Consider the following 22,331-nt stretch of genomic DNA (forward strand, 5'->3'; position numbering starts at 1 on the left):
AAGCTTTTTTCGTTTCTACTCGGAAATCAATTTGATCTTTTCAACTGTGTTTTCAATTATGGTTTCTATATTTGTGTGACCGTAATAGGAAGCATACATAACAGCATTTCCTTTATGCGCAAACACCATTTTTGTTTTATGCTTATCATAAGTAATCAAAAGATCCAATTCAGGATGAGAGGTTTCTATAAAATCTTCTCGTTCAGTTTGAAAACTTCTGCTTTGTATTAAATCCGAAATTACTGGCTCTGCCAAGGAAGGAAAGCGCAGCTGGTATACTTTTGTATCAAGTGAAGACGAATATTCTTCTCCATATTTCTGAATTTCACCCGGTATGAATCCGTGTTCAGAAGTTTCATATTGCAGGGGGGCAAGAGGACTCCAATTAAAAGAATATTGATTTCCACGATCTACATCGTCATTAAAAAAGACAGGTTCTTCCCTGATAAAATCCGGGTCATTCTCTAAATCTGCTAATCTGATAAACGGTAGGTCGGGGCTGCTTTCCGGCAATGTTTTCGTATCTATTTTTGCCAGCTGAAAAATTGGGATGATTGCAATTAGTCCCATTACGATTGTAAGCAGTATGCCTATAATAATTTGTGTTTGGAATCGTTTTTTCCAAGGTGCATGGTGGTCAATCGGTTTTCCTTCAATTAGGTTTCTGCGCAGTTTGCGAATGGATATGGCTGCTTGAAGTGAAAGGTATGTTGAATAAAGTAAAAACAGTCCAAAAATGACTTGAAAAACTGCGCTCCCCTCGATTAAGACCAGAGTAGGTGTTTCATCAAGAAACCAAACTGCGGCTTGCATTCCGATTAGTAAAAGCATGCCAGTAATCGTTATGATTGTGCTAAAAGTTAACTTAGTATCCAGAGTCTCGATTGTAAAAGCCTGCTCAGCCGGATCGGTATGAAGTTCTGGTGCCTGCAGATCTGCAGGGGACGAAAAGACATGAAATAAATTATAGCTCGTTACATATTCCCAGCCGTTTTCTGCATACATTTGCTTTTGTTCGGATGTTATCTCGTCTCCCGAATTCACTTCAATTCGGTAGCGCATTTTCTTTGGGTCCCCTTTAACAAACTTGGCAAAAGGAATCCCCATCTTTTTAAGAAAAAACCCATGGGCAGCCATGTCTGCAAACCAGCTTTCATGTTCTCCGATTCGCCAATTGTCATTGGGACGCAGCTTGTAGACAGCTTTAGTCATTTTCATCACCACCCTCTAAAATCCTGCTATCTTCAATCATCGCTTTTAATCGGTCATGCTCCAGCCGAAGTGCTTTTTCTCCTTCTGCTGTTATTTCATACGTTTTTCTTCTTCTATCCTCTTCCGTTAAAGAAATGAGTCCATCTTTTTGCATCCTTGAAAGGACACCGTAAAGAGTGCCAGGACCCATATTTACTCGGCCATTGGACACTTCTGCAATCGAATGCATGAGCTGATATCCATGATTGGGACGCATTAACGCCAGAAGAACATAATACATCGCTTCTGTCATTGGTCCGCCGTTATAGGCCATTTCAATCATCCTTTAAAAAGTTATTATGTTACACGTTATATCGTCTAACATAATAGTAAAGGGATTTTTATCCAGTGTCAACCTTAATTGGAAAATAAAAGAAGACATAAAGCGGCGCAGTGAGTCGACAAATTTCGGGGCGTCACTGTGACGCCCCGAAGAACGCCCCGAAGAACGCCCACAAGAACTTCGTAAGATTTAAAGCAGAAAAAAAGAAGAATTTTGTTATGTATTCCAAATATTGTTTGCCAGAGTTTTCTATATGATAAAGGCACTAAGACAAAGGTTTTTTATTTGGAGGGATATGTAATGGGAATTTTAAAGGTTCAAAATGTAAAGAAGGTTTATAAATCCCGCAGAGGAGCAAGGGTGGAAGCACTTGCTGATATCAGCTTCACTGTGAATAAAGGCGAATATATTGCCATTATGGGAGAGTCTGGTTCGGGGAAAACAACGCTGCTGAATATTTTAGCTTCTTTAGATGAAGTGACAGATGGGGAGGTACTTCTTGAGGGGATGAACTATAAGCATATTCCTAATGATGAATTGGCTGCATTTCGCAGGCAGCATTTAGGATTTGTGTTTCAGGATTTTAATTTGTTAGATCAATTCACCTTGAAGGATAACATTTTCCTGCCGCTCGTAATGGCTAACCTTCGTGTAAAAGAGATGAATGCAAAGATTAAGGATATAGCTGCTGCATTGGAGATTGAACATATTTTAAATAAATATCCATACGAAGTTTCTGGCGGTCAGCAGCAGCGTGCCGCTGTTGCTCGGGCATTAGTCACATCACCAAGCTTAATTTTAGCAGATGAACCAACAGGTGCTCTTGATTCCCGTTCAGCACAGGAGCTATTGGACTTATTTGCAGCGTTTCATCAAGCAGGCCAAACCATTATTATGGTCACACATAGTGTGTATGCGGCTAGTAAAGCAAGCCGTGTGCTATTCATTAAAGATGGAAAAATAAATAATGAAATCAAAAAAAATGCTATGAATGAAGACATAACCCAACAGATATTTGATATGCAGTCAGCAGCAGTTACGAGAAGGAGTACCAGTCTATGAATAAAAATTTATATGGTAAATTAGCGCTGACAAACATTAAAAAGAATCGCTTAATGTTTCTGCCATATATAATAACTTGCATAGTAACCATTGCATTATTTTATACAATGAACAGCTTGGTGAATGATACAGCTTTGAAAAACATTCCAGGAGGAAATTTTACGATCGATGTAATGAAATTTGGAAGCTTATTGTTTACAATACTTTCTCTGTTTTTTCTGCTATATGCGAATAGCTTTATTTTTAAGAGAAGAAAAAAGGAATTGGGACTTTATCATTTACTCGGGATGGAGAAAAGGCATGTTAGAAAACTATTGAGGCTGGAAAATCTTCTGATTGCACTGCTGAGCATCCTAGGTGGAATAATAATTGGACTAGTGTTTACCCAAGTTGTAGGCTTAGCTATGTCGATGACGATGAGAGCTCCCTTGGCGTTAAACATTATTTCTATATTAGCAATTATAAAAACGATCGGCACCTTTATCATTATTTTCTTCATCATTTACTTATATAACGTAAAACAGATTCACTCTGTTCGTATCATAGAACTAATGAAAGGCGGACAATCCGGGGAGCGGGAGCCAAAGGCAAAATATCTGTTAGCTTTACTTGGCTGTATCCTTTTAATTGCCGGATATCTATTATCATTTACTGTAAACAATCCAAAGCTAGACTTAAATGCAATGATAACAGCGGTCGTGTTTGTTGTAGCTGCAACGTATTTACTTTTTATTGCAGTCAGCGTTGTGCTCCTTAAAAAGCTGCAAAATAATGAAAGCTTTTATTATAGCAAGGATTATTTTACCCTTATTTCAACTATGCTTTACCGTATGAAACAAAATGCTGTTGGCTTATCAAATATTACTATATTAAGCACGGCAACAATGATTGTGATCACAACCACGATTTCCTTATATTTAGGTGTTAATACGATGGTGAATAATACGTTTCAGTTCGATGTGTCTATAACGAATACAATAGAACATGAAGCGGAGCAGCAGCAACTGCAATCATTTATTGACAATCAAAAAGAGAGGTTTAATGTTGACATCACATCACTTATTTCTTATCGGGGGGGACAGTTTGCCGCAGATTTAACAGGAGATGGGAAGGAGAATTTTTTCCGTATTCTTCCCTTGGAGGATTTTAACACACTAACAAACGAAAGAATAACGTTAGCTTCCAATGAAGTACTTCTTCTAAAATCTAAAGAAACTGCAGAATTACAAAGCATTAATTTAAATGATGAATCATTTAAGGTGAAAGATAAGGTCGAGGAGCTGCCGTTTGATACAACTTTAGCTGACAATATAGAAGATAGCTGGATTTATGTCGTTGCATCGTTAACAGGTGAGTTTGCGCAAGCTGCAGATTTAGAAAACTCATTGACGATGTATCAGGATTTTAATTTACAAGGAAATTCAAAGCAGGTAAATGAATTTTCCCATGCAATCGCTGATGAGGCTGAAACGATTGGCAATGTGTATGTTGAGGCAAAGTCAATTTACAAAGAAACGGTGTTAGGCAGTTTTGGCGGTTTGTTGTTTCTAGGTATTTTTATTAGCGTCATTTTGTTTGCGGAGACAGCTTTAATGCTTTATTATAAGCAAATTTCGGAAGGGTATGATGATCGTCATCGCTTTGCCATTATGAAAAAAGTTGGAATGAGTGATAAAGAGGTTAAAAGAACCATTAGCAGGCAGACGCTTATCATGTTTTTGGCTCCGCTTGCAGTAGCTGTCATCCATTTAGCAGCAGTATTGCCTCTTGTGATGAAGATCATTGGGTTCACAGCAGCAATGGATCATACAATGGTTGTGTTAGGAAGTGCTCTTTTTGCAGTGATCCTTTTTACCATTATTTATGGAGTAACTTTTCGTTTTACAGAGAAAAACTATCTGAGGATTATCTTGCATTCATCCAAATTGAAACCTTAATGGTGCATAAAAAATGGATTGTCCAATTATCGGACAATCCATTTTCTGCTTATTTATTATTCAATTCAATCGTTTCATTCGTATCTGTGGATCGGGAGCTTTGCCCTGTCATGCGTTTATAAAGGAATGCCACTTTTTTGGTGAAATTACCGGTTTCCCAATATTCAGCTGCTTCTGCTTCAACTTTAATTAAGACAACGTTCGGGTCATCGTAAGAAGTTTGCATAATTTTTTCGAGTACTTTGTTCCACAGTTCTTTTTTCTTGTTTAAATCCTGAACAATTTCAGCTCTTCCGCGGACAGAAACATAGGATTTTCCGGCATAAGCGACATTCACATCTTGGTCATGCATGATTTCTTCATATTTATCTGTTTCTTTTTTTGTAAAAAACCATAAGTCACCATCAAACTCGACTTCCTGTGTTTTCATCGGACGGGATACAAGACCATCTTCAGATACCGTTGTCAGCATGGCTGTATCGATGTCTTTAATTAATTCTCTTAACGTTTCAAGTTCTTCTTGTTTTAACATGTTGAACATCTCCTTCACTACATTAGTCTCTATAGAGGTAAACTACCCTTTACACAAACTTTTATGCATAAGTCGAGGTTGGTAAAAGGAACTTGCTGAAAAGAAGCGAAATAATAACCATTGAGTTTTTAGGAGGAATATAATGGGATATATTTCTGAGCTGAGGAAGCAGATTGGCAGCATACCTATCATCACTGCGGGTTCAACCATAATTGTGATGAATCAAAATAAAGAAGTTCTTTTTCAGCATCGTTCAGATACTCTGGATTGGGGTTTGCCAGGAGGAACAATGGAACTCGGCGAAACATTAGAGGAAGTTGCTTTGCGGGAATTAAAAGAAGAAACAGGATTAAATGCCAATAAGCTTAAATTGATTGGTGTCTTTTCAGGTCACCGGTATTATTTTCGATATCCAAATGGAGATGAAACCTATAGTGTGATCAGTTTATTCCATGCCCAGCAAGTGACTGGAAGATTGTCTATGAATGATGGAGAAAGCCTGGATTTGAAGTTTTTTGGCAAAGACCATCTTCCAAATAAAATTGAAAAAAGAGCATGGGAACTAATGAATCAAATGGGAGATGGATTTTGGGAGTTAGGAGATTCTTTTTAAAGATCTATTATGTCCGGGAGGAGAGCGATGAAAAAGTGGAAAACGCTCAAAACAGAATACATACATAAAAGTCCATTTGGCCATATTCGAAAAGATGCGTGTCAGCTGCCGAATGGCATTATTATTCATGATTATTATGTTAATGAGTATTCAAATTGGGTTAATGCTGTGGTGATTACAAAAGAAAAGCAGCTGGTGTTGGTAGAACAATATCGTTATGCCGGAGAGGATTATTTTCTGGAAGTGCCAGCAGGGAAAATAGAAGCACATGAAACGGACGAGGAAGGGATCGTAAGGGAAGTGGAAGAAGAGACTGGTTTTACTTCGCTGCGAAAACCCGTTTTATTGGGTGAATTTATGGTGAATCCAGCTATTCAAAACAATAAAATCAAAACGTTTCTCCTTTTAGAAGCCTGCAAAACATCACAGCAAAAACTAGATGATACAGAGGAAATCAATATTCAACTTATCGATTTTGAAAAGTTTGGAGAGATGATTATAGCCAATACCATTCAAATACAGCTTTTTTCTGCACATGCTTACTACCTGGCGAGAAGTTATCTTCAATAGTATTATGACCACGAAAAAAACACCCTAACTACCAGAAAGGGCTCGTAGTTAGGGTTATTTCGAAATTTCTTTTCTATTCGGTGCAAGGGGTGGCTGTTCTAGCCATTTGTTTTTGACCATAATGTCAAACCAATCTTTTGTAACTAGAAGGTTCTGTAAAATAGTTGCTTCGTAAGTGGCGATTAGATCGGATCTCATTGATGATGCCAAACCTGCACCATGATAGTTTTGCGCTGCCTGAAATAAGAATCCCGTATGATACATAATTAATTTATCGGAAAATGGAGAATCGTTCGATTGAGTAACTTCCGTTTCCCATGATTTTGGAACAGGCAGATTATCTGCTTGCAGTATTTTTGCAAGTGTTTTGATTTGTCCATCGGCCGTCTTTTCTGAGTCACGCAGAAATTTCTTCACTTCTTTTGCTTGTGCGATCTGACTAAACGCTATAGAGAGCGTTTTGGCCATAATGCTTTTTTTGAGGTTTAAAGAAATACTGATAATTTCAATTGCTGAAAGGGTTCTGCCTTTGCCAAAGAAGCCATCCTTAAAATCCTTACTGGAAATAAAAGTGGGGTGGTCATAGGCATAATATAACGGGTCACGCTGAAATAGACCTTTTTCAAGCAAGAGATCAGTTGTTTTGTGATACATATCTTTGGCAGCGTCATCGCATGAATCATAGAATTGTCTTAAGTCTTTTCTGACAGAGACGCCTAAAGAGGTACTATGTCCTAATAAGCCGTGCAGGGTCATAATATTTAAGTAATTCAAGCAAAATGCATCTGTGAATAATCGCTGTTTACCTGGGAACAAATCGGTCTCATTAAATCCGATCGGTACAGGAAAACCTTCTTTCTCAATAAAAGTCTTAATTAGTTCCTTCTGACTTTCAAATGTTTGGATCGCTTCATGAAAAATCGCCTTAATTGCTTCGTCCTCAATTATAGAGTACATATACTTATTAACAATATCTGTCGCTGTACCATTTATGTACTCTCCCCACAGAGAGCCAATCTCAGAAGAGGTAAGCTTCATTTGTTCATTTTTCATATATTCACCTCTCCGATAATATTTCCTTATAATGAAAAAATATAATCAGAGCGGAGAGTTTGTTTTCAGCTAAATTCTTTAAACTAAGAGCAGTGCTGTATACCCAACCACCCCTAAAAAGAAGGCAGCAAAGCTGCTTTTCCGTTCTTCAGGCAGCTCTTCTTTTAGCACATTCAGCACAATGCCGCCAGCCAAAAATGCGGTAAGGAGGGAGATATAGACTTCTTCCAATTTTACAAAGGCGCCGACGGTCCAGCCGATCAAAATGGCAAACGTTAATCCCCAGCGGCCATAATGGTCATAGATATCCTGGTGATCTTTGCGCAAACTATGGTCATTCGTCACGAAATGTACGGCCAGTGCCAAAAAGTAAAAGAACATCCCCCAAACACTTTCGAATTCTTCTCTGACCAATAGGTATCCAATCAGTGCATTGTATAAGAAAAAGGAAGTGATATGAATCCAAAATACACCTGGACTTGTTTGCTCGTTTTGACTCGACTTAGAGTTTTTAACCATTTTTTCAAGTCCGTAAAATAAAGCAAGTCCCAGCAGTGCAATAATGTAGGCGTGATTCTCAAGGAAACGAAACAATCCTGGACGTGCGGCCTCTTCTAGAACCTGCTGATGCTTGTTCAAGTCTGGCAGTAGATGAATAAACACATAAGCAACAGCCACACCGCCGGCAGCTGAAAGAAAGCGGCTTCTTGGAATAGCCTTAACAAACCTCATATACTTTGAAAAATAGTGAATCAGGGTAAAGCCTAGTGCAAAAATAAAGCTAAGCAGCATTTCCATATGTATAACCTCCCTTGTTTGATACTTTTATAAGTGCTATTCACCAATTGTTTAAAAATCAAACAAAGCAGGGAGAGGAACCATCTTATTTCACCAATCATTAGACAATATAAAACGCCTCCTGGCAAAAGAGAGGATCTATCACTGCCAAGAGGCGTATTTACGTCGACAAAGTTCGAGTTTTTTCGGGGCGTCACAGTGACTGCTAATACATATCTTCCTCACGACTGGTTATTTTAATAAAGATATTGAATCATGCTATGGACGAGGGAGATCATTATGAAGAAGAAAAATCATGTAATTTTAAATGTAGGAATGATTGGATTGTCATGGTTCATCATACTTCTTTTCGGCAAAGAAAGTATTAAAAAGTATTTGCCGGCATCCATCCTAATTTTATTAGTTGAGAAGCTACACGCTGCACATGGGAAAAAGAAGAGATGGTGGGTTTTCTATAACAAACCGAAATCGTATTTCTTTGGAGAATTCCCTTATCAAATTGGTCCTTTTCTTATGCTGGCTCTGTGGACATTGAAAAAAACATATGGTGATTTCAAACCTTTTATTCTGCTCAACGCTGGTATAAGTGCTTTCTTTGCATTCCCATTAACATATATGGCAAAACAGATAAAATATTATCGCTTAAATCGGATCAATCATGTCCAGTTTTTCTTCTACTTTTTCTACAAGGCATTCCTATTATATGGTTTTCAATATTTGATTGAACGTGGTTTTCGAACAGGGAAAAGGCAGGAACCTGAGTTATTACCTTTTACTGAATAGCAATAATGAAAACAACACGCCTCGTGGCAGGAGAGATTTCTTTTCACTGCCAAGAGGCGTATTTGTGCCGACAAAATTCGAGCAATTTCGGGGCGTCACTGTGACTGCTTCAAAACTGCTTCAACTGCTTCCAAACCCACCCAATCCCCAAAAACAAAAACATCAAGCCCGCTAAGTAGTAAACGACTGCAAGTTCATATGTACCAAGTAAAACAAAAGCAATTAGCGGTCCAAGTGCCGCTCCAACGTCAACGACTATAGTGTAGGCGGTCATGACTTTTACTTTATGTGTTTGACTGGCAGTTTTTACGGCTAAGGTGTCAGCGGTTGTCACAAAAACTGTGGAAAAGAACTGAAATAATAACAGCAGCAGAAGCAGTGGCACAATATTCTGCACAAAGCCTAAGCCGAAAAGCAAAACAGCTCCAATAAGTGCTGGAATAATAATGAATAATACCGGTGTTTTGCTTGAATCAATCATCTTGCCAATTTTCGGAGCGATAAAAGGGTCCCAGCCCCAACGCAAGGCTTGGATAATGCCTGCCAGCGTAGCCGCCCCAACCGTCAATCCAGCAGCATTCCACTCAATGTCATAATGTGCTTCAATAGATGTACTGAGGGTAGAAGCAAAAAGCCCAAATATAATGAAACCAACCATCGCACCCGTCACTAAAATAAATCCGCTATCAACGGTAAGCCAGTTTTTTGATGCCTTCACTTGCGCAGGTTCCTCTTGTTCAACTTTAGAAAGTGGAATCAGAATAAATACTGCCGGCACCATAACAAGACCTATAGCAGCAAATAAGGAAGTCACAAACAAAATAGAAGTTTGATCAACAAGTAAACCTCCGCCGAGCATGCCAACAAGTCCGCCGATTCCCCAAAGACCGTTATATAAGCCGACCAGATTGCCTGTATTATCTTCTGTTGCAGCCTCTGCGACAGTCAGGAATCCGCCAAGGCGCAGAAGGGACCAGGCCACTCCCCATAACAGCCGCATGAGGAACAGCAGCCAAAACTCATTGAAAAATCCATAACCTGCCGTGGTGCCAACAGCAATCAGCAATGCAAGCAATACACCTGTTCGAAGCTCAAACCTTTGATAAAACAATCCCACTAATGGATTAATAGGCAGGCGAATAAATCGGTTGATTGAAAGCAGGAGACCAATTTGCCATAGGGAGGTTAGTCTAAACTCCTGCCAGTAGACAGGCAGCGCGATGATCAGCATGGAATCTCCCAGCAGTGCCGCTCCTGTAATTGCGGCGATTCCAATTACTTTCTTTTTAGCTGCAGTCATCGTTTTAGCCATTCGAGGATATGCTGCTTTGCTTGAAATAAAGCCTGGTGCTGATGATTAAAGGAGCTATCATCAATTTCAGAAAGAACTTTCCCATTACTTAATAAAAAAATATCCCCATATCCTTGGATTTCTGTGTTATCTCTATTGCTGATCCAGCCAGGCATGATTCCGTGACACTCTGCAGATTCGCCGTTTGGAAAAGAAACGCTGATGCTGCTGTGGAATTGGGCTTTCCTTTTGCTTAAGGGAACATAGGCTAGCTTTTCCAACAGCACCTCTGCCCGATCAGCATCACTGCCAGAGGAAAAACGTGCTGTTTTAACGCCGGGAAAACCTTCTAAAGCATCAATCGTCAAACCAGAATCTTCTCCTATTATAATGTCTTCTGGAAAATGACTTCTGACCGCTTCCACTTTTAATGCTGCGTTTCCTTCGAACGTAAGAGCTGTTTCTTCAATATCTTCTATTTCACCAGATAGTGAAGTGATCTCAATGGGTACCTCACTCAAAAAATGTTTGATTTTCTTTACCTTGGATGGATTCCAAGATGCAACGATCACTTTCATATATATCAACCTCCTGTTATTCATTGTACTTTTTGAAAAGAGGAAAAAAAGTGTATAATAGTTCTTATTGTTTTTCCCCTTTTATCAGGAGGAGCTGGAATATGAAGCTATTAGAGCATTATGATATCCTTTTTCAAAGCTTAAAAGAAACAAATAATGAGATAAAGATAACGGTTCAAGACCTTTCAGAGATGCTTTCATGCACCTACCGAAATGCCAAAATCATTCTCCGAAAGTTAGAGGAGCAGAATTGGATTGAGTGGAAGCCAGGGAAGGGGAGAGGGAATCTTTCCAGTATAAAGCTTCTGAAAGATGTGGATCACCTTGTTGTGGACGAAGCGAAAAGCATGTTAACACCTACTTCCATTGATGCAGGAATCAACCTGTTAAAAAAATATGGAGTAAAAGAATCTGTGCAGCGTGAATTCGTTGATTGGGTGTTTCATACGTACCTCGGCAAACAGCTCGGTCCTGAAGGTGGTAAGCTTGCACGATTGCATTTCCCTTCTTATCGGCCGCTTCCTGTTCTTGATCCGGCAAAAGTTAACAGACGTTCCGAAAATCATATTATGCGTCATATTTTTAGTACGCTCGTTACGTATAATCAGGAAAATGATGAGTTTCTGCCGTATCTGGCTCATCACTGGGAACATAATGAAGACTATACAAAATGGACCTTTTATCTGCAAAAAGCTGTCCTTTTTCATCATGGAAAAGAAATGACAGCAGAGGATGTCCGTTATAGTTTTATCCGCCATCGTGAAAATAGATCCGCTTATGAATGGATCCTAGATGGTCTGGAAGATGTACAGGTTAATCATCGGTATACAATTCAATTTGTGTTTGCTGACACTTGCCCATCTTTCCTGTATTTAGCTTCCTCATTAGGCGGAAGCATTTTGCCGGAGGATGTACCGGTAACTAGTGAGTTACCAGTAGGAACAGGACCATATAAAATCAGTGAAAATACGGAAGATAAATTGGTCTTAACCGTCTTTTCAGACTACTTCTTAAGACGGCCTTTTCTTGACGAGATCACACTATACTTTTTCCCGCAGCTTTATGACAATGCTGCTGATCTGCAGTCGGTTTCCAATTATGAAGATATGAACTTTTACCATTATCCCTATCAGGGGAGAAAGGTTCAGGAATTTAAAAAGTATACGATGCTTGATAAGGGAAGCAAGCTGCTTACGTTAAATTTGCATAAAGGGATTCTTGCTGAAAATGCCTATGTAAGAGAAGCTATTTTTCATTTTTTATCACCGGAAAAACTAATCGAGGAATTAGGAGGTTCACGCTTTAAAACAGCGTCTCGCATATTAAAAAAGTTTGAAGAAAAGAATCAGGAACGATCTGTATTGGCTGGTAAAAAGGCTCTAGCAGCAAGTGGTTACAAAGGGGAAACGCTTACCTTGATTAGTTATGTTGGAGCAGGGAATGAAGCAGATGCAAAGTGGATTCAGAAGGTTTTACGGACTAAAGGGATAGAATTAGAACTCAAATTTTACACGTATACTGAATTGCATAAGCGAGAATTACACAAAGAAGCAGATCTTCTCCTCGGTGAACAAATCGGTGATGAAAGTGATGTATATACCTATCTTTCAGCATTCAGGGGAAATCACAGCTTGTTAAAACATCATCTCCCGAAAGCTGTGAATGATGAAGATTTACTATCTTTAGAAAATAAAATACTGAAACAAAACGGGCATATTCATCTTTACCGGTTAAATCAATTCGCCTTTTATCACCATGATGTTAAAGGTGTATCATTTAATGCGCTAGGATGGATTGATTTTACGAAATTATGGTATGAAGCCTGAAAAAGAACGAATAGAGAGGAAGACCAAGGATGCCCTTAGTACATGAATTCGGAATTCTTGATGTGTTTGACAAAGAGAAAAAATACATATACTATGAGCCGGAACAATATAACTGCATTTCTGTTGATGATGATTTTATTCAAAATCTTGCAGCAGAACTATCAATCATGAAAACTTACTTTCATTCTTTTAAGAGAAAAGAATTTGGTCTGGCTATGTGGGGAATTACGCTGATCCCGCCTGAATCACTGCAGCTTTTTTATGAGAAAGTGACCTCTTCGAAAGACTTTAAGGAATCTGGTGATCTAGCTGATTTAGCAGCCAAAATCCTGCAGGCGATAGAAGAAAAGAGATATATGATTCATTTTGGCGTTTAACGTTAAACAAGAGCAGGGAGATAACTCCCTTGAGATTAAGCGGTTCATTGTATTTTGACCGGATGACATTTTTTATAGAAAAGAAGCCATTGCCTAGAGAGGTGATGGCTTCTTTTGTTTAAAAAAAGGAGACCAAATGAAGGAAAATGCATCTTCATTCCGAATAGGTTAATAGATTGCTTACAAAATAGGAGGGCTTATTTTGCTGCTTTATTTTTAATAAATCCGCTCCAACAAGTGTTTATAAACAAAATAGGAGTGGATCTAAAATGATGTTTAAAACTGATATTAATGGAATTACAGCTGAGATGTTAGGAGGGTTTTTCGTGGACTGGCCAAATCCGCCAAGCTCAGAAACCCATTTACAGCTCTTAAAAAATAGCACAAAAGTAGTTGTAGCTTTAGATGGAAATCAAGTCGTTGGTTTTATAACGGCGATTAGTGACGGAGTTCTATCTGCTTACATTCCGCTGCTTGAAGTCTTGCCTGACTATAAAAACAAGGGTATTGGAACGAAATTAGTAAATATCATGCTTGAAGAGCTTAGGGATATTTATATGATCGATTTATGCTGCGATGATGACGTGGTGCCTTTTTATAATCAATTCAAAATGATGAAAACAAACGGCATGATTGTAAGAAATTACGATCATCAATCTGGAAGTAAAAGGATGGTAACGAAATGAATGTAGAATTGACAAGGTTCAGAGTGAAACAAGGCAAATCAGAACGTGTGGATGAATGGCTTCAGTTTCTGAATGAGCATATGGATGACGTGCTCGTTACACTTGAAGGTGAAAAGATGTACGTCGAAACCATTTTCAGAGAGCTGCTCAATGGTGTGGAGTATTTGTACTGGTATTCTGTCCAAGGAAGCGGGGGAATAGAAGTAGATAATTCTCAGCATTGGATTGACAAGAAGCATTTAGAGTTTTGGGAAGAATGCATTGATGAAACCTTTAAACCGATTGACCTGAGTACAGAGGTTGTCATGATTCCAGAGAAGATAAGAAATTGTATGAAATAACTGTGCTTATCATTTTGAAGCAACATACAGCTGTATTAGAATGGAGAATAGTTATAGTGAGGGGGACATCTTAATGAAGAAGAAAAAGCAATATGAAGTGACATTTATTTTAAATAACGGTGAGATCGGGCATCTCATCGAAGCATCTTCTCTCGTGCGCGCAAGAGACAAGATTATGAAACATTTTGTAGACGATTTAAGCAGTCCCGTCATAGCAATTTCAGACGATTTAGTCATTATTAAACAAAATATCCAATACTTCAAAGTACATGAATATGATTTCTTCGAAGAAGTTTGAATATAGAAGGTAAAGAACGCGATCCGATTCAGGGCAGCGTTCTTTTTTTCCTATATTTACAAAAAATGAATTGTTATCGTAACAACAATAGTGTATGATACATAGTATAAACCATATAGTGTATAACATACAGCATAAATGCAGTGAGGTGAGTGAATGAGCAATCTGTTACTTTCTTTAACAACCGAATTACGAAGAGGCACTTTGACATTAGCCGTTTTAAGTCAATTACAGACACCGCAATACGGTTATTCACTTGTCCAATTACTCGAGGAATCAGGCATCAATATTGATCAAAGTACGCTGTATCCGCTGCTCCGCCGTCTGGAGAAACAGGAATTGGTTACAAGCAGCTGGGATACATCTGAAAGCAGACCGAGAAAATATTATGTTCTCAGTGATTATGGGCAGGAAATTTATACAGAGTTAAGAAAAGAATGGCTGAAAAGTTCCAAGGAGCTTTATGACTTATTAAAAGGAGAGGAAGACAATGCAAAATCTGATTGAGATTTACATCCAGGAAGTCACAAGAAGATTACCGGAAAAAAATCGCAGTGACATTGCATTAGAACTTCGGTCGACAATTGAGGATATGCTGCCTGATGAGTATAAAGAGGAAGACGTAAAGGCAGTTCTCGAAAAACTGGGAAACCCAGTAGCATTGGCGGGAGGTTATCGGGATCAGCCTATGTATTTAATTGGTCCACGGTATTATGACCTCTATATTTCACTATTAAAAATGATTTTGCCAATCGCGGTTGTTGTATCGTTTATAACAATGGTTGCCTCTTATTTTATTCAATATAATGGAGAGCAAGATTTCGTCAACTTCATCACGACTCTGATCACAAAGGGAATTATAACGTTATTAGAAGTTGGTGTTGGAGTCTTTTTTTGGATGACGATTGTTTTTGCAATCATTGAACGAACAGACACAAGCAAAGGTACAGACCCGCTAACGAACAGTTTGAGTAAATTGACTCCAGAAGATTTAAAGCAAATCACATATGTTCCAAAGAAGAAGAGCATCTCAAAAGCAGAGGTATTTGGTGCTTTTATTTGGACAGCGATCTGGGCAGCTTTCTATTTCAATGCCGATCACCTGATTGGAAGATTTGAAAATAGAGGAAATGGCCTGGAGTTTGTACAGCCGCTCTTTCATCAAGATGTACTCATAGGATATTGGCCATTGGTAGTAACCATTATTGCATTAGAAGCGGGGCTTGCTCTCTATAAATATGTAAAAGGACATTGGACGAATAGGCTGGCGATTTTTAATCTGATTGTCGAGTCAGCAGCAATGATTGTACTATTAATCTTATTCCTTAATCCAAACCTATTCGAAACGGAATTTTTTAATAATATGGCCAATACATTTTCTTACTCAAGCACACAGCTTCAATTTAGTTTCATTAGTATTACATTCGTTGTTGTTCTTGTATTTGCTGTTATTAGCATTGTTGATGGATTTCGGAAGGCGAGGATTAAGTAAGAGGGGGGGATGCTCCCTCTTATTTTCTTAATAAAGGGAATGAAATGCACGAGAAAAACAGAATATTAGAAGTTAGTGGTGATCATTTATCCGGTACTGAGCATACGACACACTCTTTAAATTCCAAGAGGTATGGACTGGGATGATTAATTAAACTTTATATCCGAATGGTTAAGAAGTGGATTTTTTTGTTATGTTACCTTAAAAATATTTCTGAATACATGAGTGGAATGGAGCGAAGAACACTCGACTCCTGTGGGCAATAGAGGAAAAGGTGAGACCCCGCAGGAGCGTCCCGCGACGAGGAGGCTCAGCTTCCTCCCCACGGAAAGCGAGGGTCCGTAGCTCAGGTGAAACGGGCTTGTTTGATTTAAGGTTATCAATTTAGTCTTATCTAATATTATAAAGTACAGACTGCTACTAAATTATATTTTAAAAACATACCCCAGCCGCTCCCCAAGTCTGCTCAATAATTCATTCGTAATTGTCCCGCATGACTCCGCAACGTCTTCTGCAGTGATTTGCTGTGATCCGTCTCTGCCAATCAATGTTGCAATATCGTCTGCTTGCACTCCTTCAATTTCTGAAACATCCACCAGTAGCTGATCCATGCAGATCCGGCCGATTATTGGCGCTTTTTGCGAACGAATGAGGACATGTCCGTTTGCCATATTTCTTGGAATTCCGTCACTATAGCCAATTGTGATGACCGCTGTTTTCATTGTGCTTGCAGCGGTGAAGGCTCTTCCATAGCCGAGCGCTTCCCCAGTGTGCAAGGTCTTTACCATTGCAACTCTAGCTTTAATAGATAATACGGGTTTTAGTTGAGCATTCGTATTAACCCTATCATTTTGGCTTAGGACTCCATAAAGAGTGATCCCTGCACGAGCATAATCATACTGTAAATGAGGATAATTCAAGATGCCGTAGCTAGCTTGAATATGCTGGTGTCCGACAGGAAGGTGCTGTGATTCAAGCCATTGAATGGTTTGGTTGTATCTATCTATTTGTCTATTCGTAAATGCTATATCATCTGGATCTAGGCTATCTGATACTGCTAAATGTGAAAAAACACCGGTTATCGTTAAATGTTTGCAGTTATACATTTCTTTCAGCTCTGCAAGCTGTGAAGCATCTGTTCCTAAACGGTGCATCCCCGTATCTATCTTAATCTGAACGCTGATGGGTACAGCATGTTTGTTTAACTCCTTTGCATGCTCAAGTCCAATCACTGTCTGTGTAAAGTTGTATTTTTTGATAATCCTAATAGATTGAGCGGGGGTATACCCTAAAATAAGAATATTGCTTTTAATGCCGTTTCTCCGAAGCTCGATTGCTTCTGCTAAAGTTGCAACGGCAAATGAATTTATTCCTGAGTCCGATAGTTCTTTTGCTATTTTTACTGCTCCATGACCATAGGCATTTGCTTTTACCACTGCCATTAGTTTTGTTTTCTCCGGCAATATCCCTTTCAGCTGTCTTGCATTTCCTCTAAGTGCCTGTAAATCAATTTCTGCCCACGCTCTGCTCGTTGGCGGCGGGTTTATCTTTTTTCGTCTTTTCCAGACAATCGTTGCTATTCTTGCCGCAGCAAACGAGAGAAAGCTGACTCCTATAAAATGCATAAGGCTATTTTCAACAAGCCATTTTTCAAGGTTGAAGATTTCTGCCGTTAAACGGACAAGCACAATCATCCACGGATGGATGATATACATAATCGTCGAGATCGAACGAAGGTCTTTACTGTTTTTTTCGCGAATTTGCAGCAGGCTTCTAAAGAGAAAATACATTGCTGGAATGAGCATGATATACATACTGTCATGCCGTTGAAGCTCAAGGGCATGCAGAAGCAATCCTTCAAGTATCAGCAAAGAAAAAGAGATAACGAAAAACAGAAGATTTCGCTGAAAAGGAATTGCATGATTCCCTTTATAAATCAGCATTCCCATTACTAAAAAGATCGGCACCATAAAAACGCCATTTCTAGTATAATCTGATAGAGTGAAAACCGCCTCATAAAATGCTTCTAAGCTGGAAAACGTCTCCGTCACTCCATAATAGCTGTCACCGAATAATCCAATAACATAAAGAATAAGAGAGATGAAAAAAGTGAATTTTAGTCCTATTTTGCGAACTAGAAAAGCAACAATCATCACACCTAAAATCAGTCCAGGGAAATACCATAAATGATAAAAGGTGCCATCAAAGATGATATCCTTAATCAATTCCTGCCCCCAATTTGCAGCCTCATAATGACCGGCATACAAATTCAGCGGGAGGTATAACAAAATAGAAAGAACATATAAAAGGGCGATTTTTTTACAAAAAGAAAAAATATAAGTATTATTGCCGTTTTCGATATATTTATAGAGAAAGTACCCGCTGACCATGAGAAAAAAGGGAACAGCGCCCCTGGCAGTAATCCGCGTCAGAATAAAATCACCATTCTCTCCATAAGAAAGAAGCGGTGATGTATGGTTTGCAATTACAAGAAAAGCAGCTATTAATCTAAAGGAATCAAGCGACCCTGTTTTACTCATAAAGAATTTCTCCAAACTGTCACGATAAAGCCGTCTACATTGTTTCCAGAGATTTGGTATAAGCAATCCTCTGGTATTTGAATGATCGTCTCCTGATCTATTGCTCTTACATAAAATATCTCGAAGTTTTTGCCCTTTTCACTAAATGTATAATGCTGGCCATGCTGCGGAAAATCGGAAAGAAACTGAATGTATTCTTCCAGACAGAAATTATGATGATTCATAATTTTTGCGTGCGGGTACCCGATATAGCGGAAATGCCAAGGTTCGTGTGAGATGCCTGTTATCTCTTCTTTGCCGCTGGAATAGCGCTCAATAAAACCGTAGTCTGCTGCTAGTTTGCGAAACTGACCAAAGATGCCTGTGTATGGAAAAGAAGGACGAATGAAATCAATTTCATCCGTATTTTCCCCTAAATCAATGGCAAGACCAGATTCATGCTCGCTGCAGCCTGGATAGGCGACATATTGCTCTGTAAAGGTTCTGCCATTTTCAATGAGAGAATCCTGGAATAATTGTTCTTGTTCTTCTTTGCTTCGAAAACCGCTAACTGGCACAATTTTTCCCCGTGCTTCTACTTTTTCAAGAAGCTGTGTTAATGAGGCAGCGGCCCTTCGTTCGAGTAAAATGGATTCAACGTTTTCAAGACAGGGCACAAGTGCAGGTGAATCGTGGGCTTGTCTTTGTTTTAGTCCGTTATGGCGATTTACAAGCAGTAAATAGCCTTTATACATATCGTTTTTCTGCAGCGTAATATTTCTCATCGCTCCAGCCCCAATTGGATTAGTTTGTCAATGATTTCGGAAAACGTTAATCCAATGCCCTTCATCATATTTGGATAACGGCTGTGATCTGTGAAACCTGGAAAAGTGTTCACTTCATTGAAGACAATCTCGCCACTTGGGGTAATAAACATGTCCACCCGTGCCAAACCAGAGCAGCCAAGGGCATGATAGATTTTAATGCCTGTATCTTTTACTTTTGCTTTCAGATCTTCGTCGATGCGGGCTGGCATATGAATCTTTGAAGTAGTGAGACTGTATTTTTCTTTAAAATCAAAATAGCCAGTTTCTAACTCTATTTCGTCCACTTCACCGACTATGAGGTCATCATTGCCTAAAATAGCACATCCAACTTCAAAACCATCAATAAACTCTTCGATAATAACGCGCTCATCATGAGAAAAAGCTTCGGCAACAGCACTGGGCAGTTCGTCTCTTTCGTTAACAAGCGTAATTCCGATGGAGGAGCCAGATTTAACGGGTTTAACAAAAAGCGGCAGCTTCAGCTGATTAGTTTCTGCAATGATTTCTTCTATTAACGCAGACTTTGAAAATACTACGGAAGCTGGGGTGCGTACCCCTTCGAGTGCTGCTAATTTATGAGCGCGGTCTTTATCCATGCACAAGGCAGAAGACAAGGTATCGCAGCCTATGTATGGAATTCCAGCTAGCTCTAAGTATCCTTGCAGTGTTCCGTCTTCGCCATTTTTACCATGTAAAACAGGGAATACCAGGTCAATCATCGTTTTAACAACTTGTCCATTTGTCTCTTCTAATAAATAATTCTCATAGCGATTTGGCGAAAAGATCGCAGGCGTACAGCTTGTTTCATCAGTACACCATGTATCATTTAATATGTTTTCTGCACTGCCGTAATATCGGTACCAGCGTCCTTCCTTTGTGATGCCAATTAAAACTTTTTCATATTTTTCAGGATCCATATGTGTAATGACAGAGTATGCAGATTGCAGAGATACTTCATATTCATTCGAGCAGCCGCCAAACAGAACAGCAACGATCATTTTTTCCATATTGATTTCCTCCTTGTAAATAAAAAAACACTTTTTGTTTCTGTACATACATCGTACTAAAACAAAAAGTGTTATTTTTTCGTTTATTTTCAAGGAAATAATACGTTTTTCTTCTGTAATTCTTACGATTTTCTTACGGTGTAAGTGGAAGTGTGACGATAAATTCAACTGTCTCATTCTCACTCTGTGCAGAGATCGTGCCGCCGTGCAGTTCTACGATCTCCTTGGCGATTGCAAGGCCAAGTCCGGCTCCTCCTGATTTTGTTCCGCGAGACGTATCCAATCGATAGAATTGTTCAAAGATGCGCTCCAGCTTATCTTTCGGAATGACAGGACCTTTGTTAATAAAATGAAGGTGTAAATGTTTTTGATCCTTTTCTGAACGAATGATGATAGCGCTATTTTCATAGCTGTAATTAATCGCATTGCGGATTAAGTTATCAAAAACCCGTTCCATTTTATTCACGTCGCAGGAGATTTCCAGATTGTCTTCAATCTCTAATTGGCAGGTTAAGTTCTTTTCTGCGAGTAGGGGATTAAATTCAAAAGTAATTTGCTGCAGCATTCTAGTTAAATGAATATGGCTCATTTCAGGACTTAGCTGTGTCAAATTAAAACGGGTAATCTCAAAGAACTCATTAATTAAATCCTCAAGTCGTTCGGCTTTATCTAATGAAATCGATAAATATTTTTCCCGCAGCTCTTCTGAAATTTGCTGCTCATCCCGAAGCAATGTTAAATAACCAATGACCGATGTTAATGGTGTTTTCAGATCATGAGCCAAATAGACGAGAAGGTCATTTTTGCGCTGTTCTGCTTCTTTTGCCAGCCTTGCATTGCGGATCGAATCCTGCTTGGTGCTATTCATTCGTTCTTCCACTTGCTTTAATTCAGCTGGCAGACGTATATAATCACTATTGTCTGAAGCAAGCAGCCTGCTTGCTTCTACAATCTGATCTACGTACTTGAGCGTTTTTCTCCAAAAATACATAAAGATGCCGACAATCCCGATCATCCATGTGATTAGAATAAAAGGAAGGGGGTTACTGCGAACAGGACTTAACAGGAGATAGATCAAATCATTTGGCTGCCAAACAAAATTGCTATAGATAAAATAAGCCGCAATAATAGATGTCATTAAACCAACTGAAAAAATAAAGATTGCAAAGAAAAATTTCGTGAACATCCTGCCAGTTAATCCGCTGCTTGGAGCACTTTCTCTATTCAATGGTATAGCCAACCCCCCATACCGTTTTAATAAACTTTGGCTTTCTTGATGGCTCCTTCATTTTCTCCCGTAAACGGGCAATATGGGCCATCACAGTATTGTTGTTATCAATATATTTCTCGCCCCAGACAGCTTCAAACAGTTCCTCTGAGGAAACCACCTTGCCTTTGTTTTCACATAAATGCCACAAAATCGAGAATTCGATCGGCGTTAAAGAGAGTGGTTTTCCATAGAGCGTGCATTTACGGGTGTCCTGATTAATGATTAAGCCGGAGAAATCGTGTTCCTTTGCAGCAGCCTCGGGCACAGGGGTGCTGCTGTTATTTGAATTATAGCGTTTATAGCGGCGCAGCTGCGCTTTCACTCTAGCCACCATTTCCAGCGGATTAAACGGCTTTGTTATGTAGTCATCAGCACCTAATGTGAGCCCGGTGATTTTGTCGATGTCTTCAATTTTTGCCGTCAGCATAATCACAGGATAATGGTGATTCTCTCGGATTTTTTGACAGATTGAAAACCCGTCCACATCCGGCAGCATTACGTCTAAAATCGCAAGCTCGAGCTCATGATTCTGTATATATTCAAGTGCCGGCTTGCCTTCATAAAAGACATGGACATCATAGCCTTCATTCATTAAATAAAATTTTACTAAATCGGCAATTTCCTTTTCATCATCTACAACTAATATAGGATTCATTTTTTTCACCTCAAACAGCTTACTGAACTACTATAGATTAAATCATTTTTAGGAGAATGAGAAGCGGGAGCAGTAATTATTGAAATAGAACATTTAAACAAGCCCGGTTCCACCTGCGCTGCGGACTCTCGCTTTCCGCGGGGAGGAAGGTGAGCCTCCTTGGCACGCCTGCGGGGTCTCACCTTTTCCTCTATTGCCCGCAGGAGTCGAGTGTCCTCCGCTCCATTTCACTCAAGTGAATAAAATAAATTTTATAATCATAAAAAAACCGAATGATTAGAA

Annotated in this window: 24 protein-coding genes; 12 read left to right on the plus strand and 12 right to left on the minus strand. The window is 39.1% G+C overall.

All coding sequences use genetic code 11. The annotated features are described in order from the left end of the window. Positions 1-15: 15 nt before the first annotated feature. Positions 16-1,212: a DUF2812 domain-containing protein gene (locus J1899_RS06070; protein ID WP_066448431.1), complete on the minus strand. Its 1,197-nt coding sequence runs from the start codon at positions 1,210-1,212 to the stop codon at positions 16-18. Further along, positions 1,205-1,525: a PadR family transcriptional regulator gene (locus J1899_RS06075; RefSeq protein ID WP_066448429.1), complete on the minus strand. Its 321-nt coding sequence runs from the start codon at positions 1,523-1,525 to the stop codon at positions 1,205-1,207. The genes J1899_RS06070 and J1899_RS06075 overlap by 8 nt, the downstream gene beginning before the upstream one ends. A 309-nt stretch (positions 1,526-1,834) precedes the next feature. On the opposite strand from J1899_RS06075, the gene J1899_RS06080 reads away from it, so the two are divergent. Both J1899_RS06080 and J1899_RS06085 read left to right on the plus strand, forming a co-directional pair. Then, the gene (locus tag J1899_RS06080) at positions 1,835-2,596 is read left to right on the plus strand and encodes an ABC transporter ATP-binding protein (RefSeq protein WP_214478065.1); all 762 of its coding nucleotides are present in this window, start codon (positions 1,835-1,837) and stop codon (positions 2,594-2,596) included. Next, on the plus strand, positions 2,593-4,533 hold the full coding sequence (locus tag J1899_RS06085; RefSeq protein ID WP_214478066.1) for an ABC transporter permease: 1,941 nt from the start codon (positions 2,593-2,595) through the stop codon (positions 4,531-4,533). The genes J1899_RS06080 and J1899_RS06085 overlap by 4 nt, the downstream gene beginning before the upstream one ends. Before the next feature lie 49 nt (positions 4,534-4,582). Here the strand turns inward: J1899_RS06085 and J1899_RS06090 are convergent, their stop codons facing one another. Further along, positions 4,583-5,074: a pyridoxamine 5'-phosphate oxidase family protein gene (locus J1899_RS06090; RefSeq protein ID WP_214478774.1), complete on the minus strand. Its 492-nt coding sequence runs from the start codon at positions 5,072-5,074 to the stop codon at positions 4,583-4,585. 133 nt (positions 5,075-5,207) lie between these two features. On the opposite strand from J1899_RS06090, the gene J1899_RS06095 reads away from it, so the two are divergent. Together J1899_RS06095 and J1899_RS06100 are read left to right on the plus strand one after the other, a co-directional pair. Next, positions 5,208-5,678: an NUDIX hydrolase gene (locus tag J1899_RS06095; RefSeq protein ID WP_214478067.1), complete on the plus strand. Its 471-nt coding sequence runs from the start codon at positions 5,208-5,210 to the stop codon at positions 5,676-5,678. Positions 5,679-5,705: 27 nt separating this feature from the next. Next, entirely contained in the window at positions 5,706-6,248 is a 543-nt protein-coding gene (locus tag J1899_RS06100; RefSeq protein ID WP_214478068.1) for an NUDIX hydrolase, read from the plus strand. A gap of 54 nt (positions 6,249-6,302) precedes the next feature. Here J1899_RS06100 and J1899_RS06105 read toward each other — a convergent pair whose 3' ends face one another. Then, a complete protein-coding gene (locus J1899_RS06105; RefSeq protein WP_214478069.1) occupies positions 6,303-7,301 on the minus strand; it encodes a DUF3231 family protein in 999 nt (332 codons plus the stop codon). 78 nt (positions 7,302-7,379) lie between these two features. Continuing rightward, the gene (locus tag J1899_RS06110; protein WP_214478070.1) at positions 7,380-8,099 is read right to left on the minus strand and encodes a hypothetical protein; all 720 of its coding nucleotides are present in this window, start codon (positions 8,097-8,099) and stop codon (positions 7,380-7,382) included. Between the two features lie 279 nt (positions 8,100-8,378). Here J1899_RS06110 and J1899_RS06115 point away from each other — a divergent pair, with 279 nt between their 5' ends. After that, on the plus strand, positions 8,379-8,882 hold the full coding sequence (locus J1899_RS06115; RefSeq protein ID WP_214478071.1) for a hypothetical protein: 504 nt from the start codon (positions 8,379-8,381) through the stop codon (positions 8,880-8,882). Positions 8,883-8,991: 109 nt separating this feature from the next. Here the strand turns inward: J1899_RS06115 and J1899_RS06120 are convergent, their stop codons facing one another. After that, positions 8,992-10,194, minus strand: a complete 1,203-nt coding sequence (locus tag J1899_RS06120) for an MFS transporter (RefSeq protein WP_246586599.1) — start codon at positions 10,192-10,194, stop codon at positions 8,992-8,994. After that, positions 10,179-10,751: a non-canonical purine NTP pyrophosphatase gene (locus J1899_RS06125; RefSeq protein ID WP_214478072.1), complete on the minus strand. Its 573-nt coding sequence runs from the start codon at positions 10,749-10,751 to the stop codon at positions 10,179-10,181. Before J1899_RS06125 ends, J1899_RS06120 begins: the two co-directional genes overlap by 16 nt. A 101-nt stretch (positions 10,752-10,852) precedes the next feature. On the opposite strand from J1899_RS06125, the gene J1899_RS06130 reads away from it, so the two are divergent. From J1899_RS06130 to J1899_RS06160, 7 genes are all read left to right on the plus strand, one after another. Beyond that, positions 10,853-12,577: an ABC transporter substrate-binding protein gene (locus tag J1899_RS06130; protein WP_214478073.1), complete on the plus strand. Its 1,725-nt coding sequence runs from the start codon at positions 10,853-10,855 to the stop codon at positions 12,575-12,577. A gap of 29 nt (positions 12,578-12,606) precedes the next feature. After that, complete coding sequence (locus J1899_RS06135) at positions 12,607-12,954, plus strand: short-chain dehydrogenase (protein WP_214478074.1); 348 nt, start codon at positions 12,607-12,609, stop codon at positions 12,952-12,954. Between the two features lie 269 nt (positions 12,955-13,223). Beyond that, positions 13,224-13,640, plus strand: a complete 417-nt coding sequence (locus tag J1899_RS06140) for a GNAT family N-acetyltransferase (protein WP_066448401.1) — start codon at positions 13,224-13,226, stop codon at positions 13,638-13,640. Beyond that, positions 13,637-13,981, plus strand: coding sequence for a DUF6176 family protein (locus tag J1899_RS06145; RefSeq protein ID WP_214478075.1), 345 nt, complete (start codon positions 13,637-13,639; stop codon positions 13,979-13,981). The genes J1899_RS06140 and J1899_RS06145 overlap by 4 nt, the downstream gene beginning before the upstream one ends. Before the next feature lie 73 nt (positions 13,982-14,054). Beyond that, complete coding sequence (locus J1899_RS06150) at positions 14,055-14,279, plus strand: hypothetical protein (RefSeq protein ID WP_214478076.1); 225 nt, start codon at positions 14,055-14,057, stop codon at positions 14,277-14,279. A 156-nt stretch (positions 14,280-14,435) separates the two neighbouring features. After that, a complete protein-coding gene (locus tag J1899_RS06155; protein ID WP_214478077.1) occupies positions 14,436-14,786 on the plus strand; it encodes a PadR family transcriptional regulator in 351 nt (116 codons plus the stop codon). Continuing rightward, positions 14,770-15,771, plus strand: coding sequence for an HAAS signaling domain-containing protein (locus tag J1899_RS06160; protein ID WP_214478078.1), 1,002 nt, complete (start codon positions 14,770-14,772; stop codon positions 15,769-15,771). Before J1899_RS06155 ends, J1899_RS06160 begins: the two co-directional genes overlap by 17 nt. 425 nt (positions 15,772-16,196) lie before the next feature. On the opposite strand, the gene vanT is transcribed toward J1899_RS06160, so the two are convergent. The 5 genes from vanT to vanR all read right to left on the minus strand — a co-directional run bounded on the left by vanT (position 16,197) and on the right by vanR (position 22,049). Then, on the minus strand, positions 16,197-18,311 hold the full coding sequence (vanT, locus tag J1899_RS06165; RefSeq protein WP_214478079.1) for a serine racemase VanT catalytic subunit: 2,115 nt from the start codon (positions 18,309-18,311) through the stop codon (positions 16,197-16,199). Further along, positions 18,308-19,075, minus strand: coding sequence for a D-alanyl-D-alanine carboxypeptidase family protein (locus J1899_RS06170; protein ID WP_214478080.1), 768 nt, complete (start codon positions 19,073-19,075; stop codon positions 18,308-18,310). The genes vanT and J1899_RS06170 overlap by 4 nt, the downstream gene beginning before the upstream one ends. Continuing rightward, complete coding sequence (vanG, locus tag J1899_RS06175; protein ID WP_214478081.1) at positions 19,072-20,124, minus strand: D-alanine--D-serine ligase VanG; 1,053 nt, start codon at positions 20,122-20,124, stop codon at positions 19,072-19,074. The genes J1899_RS06170 and vanG overlap by 4 nt, the downstream gene beginning before the upstream one ends. A 133-nt stretch (positions 20,125-20,257) precedes the next feature. Continuing rightward, on the minus strand, positions 20,258-21,352 hold the full coding sequence (gene vanS, locus J1899_RS06180) for a vancomycin resistance histidine kinase VanS (protein ID WP_425514997.1): 1,095 nt from the start codon (positions 21,350-21,352) through the stop codon (positions 20,258-20,260). Continuing rightward, positions 21,345-22,049, minus strand: coding sequence for a VanR-ABDEGLN family response regulator transcription factor (gene vanR, locus J1899_RS06185; protein WP_214478082.1), 705 nt, complete (start codon positions 22,047-22,049; stop codon positions 21,345-21,347). Before vanR ends, vanS begins: the two co-directional genes overlap by 8 nt. Positions 22,050-22,331 lie beyond the last annotated feature (282 nt).

The sequence above is a fragment of the Cytobacillus gottheilii genome (genome assembly GCF_018582665.1).
GTDB lineage: Bacteria > Bacillota > Bacilli > Bacillales > Cytobacillaceae > Cytobacillus > Cytobacillus gottheilii.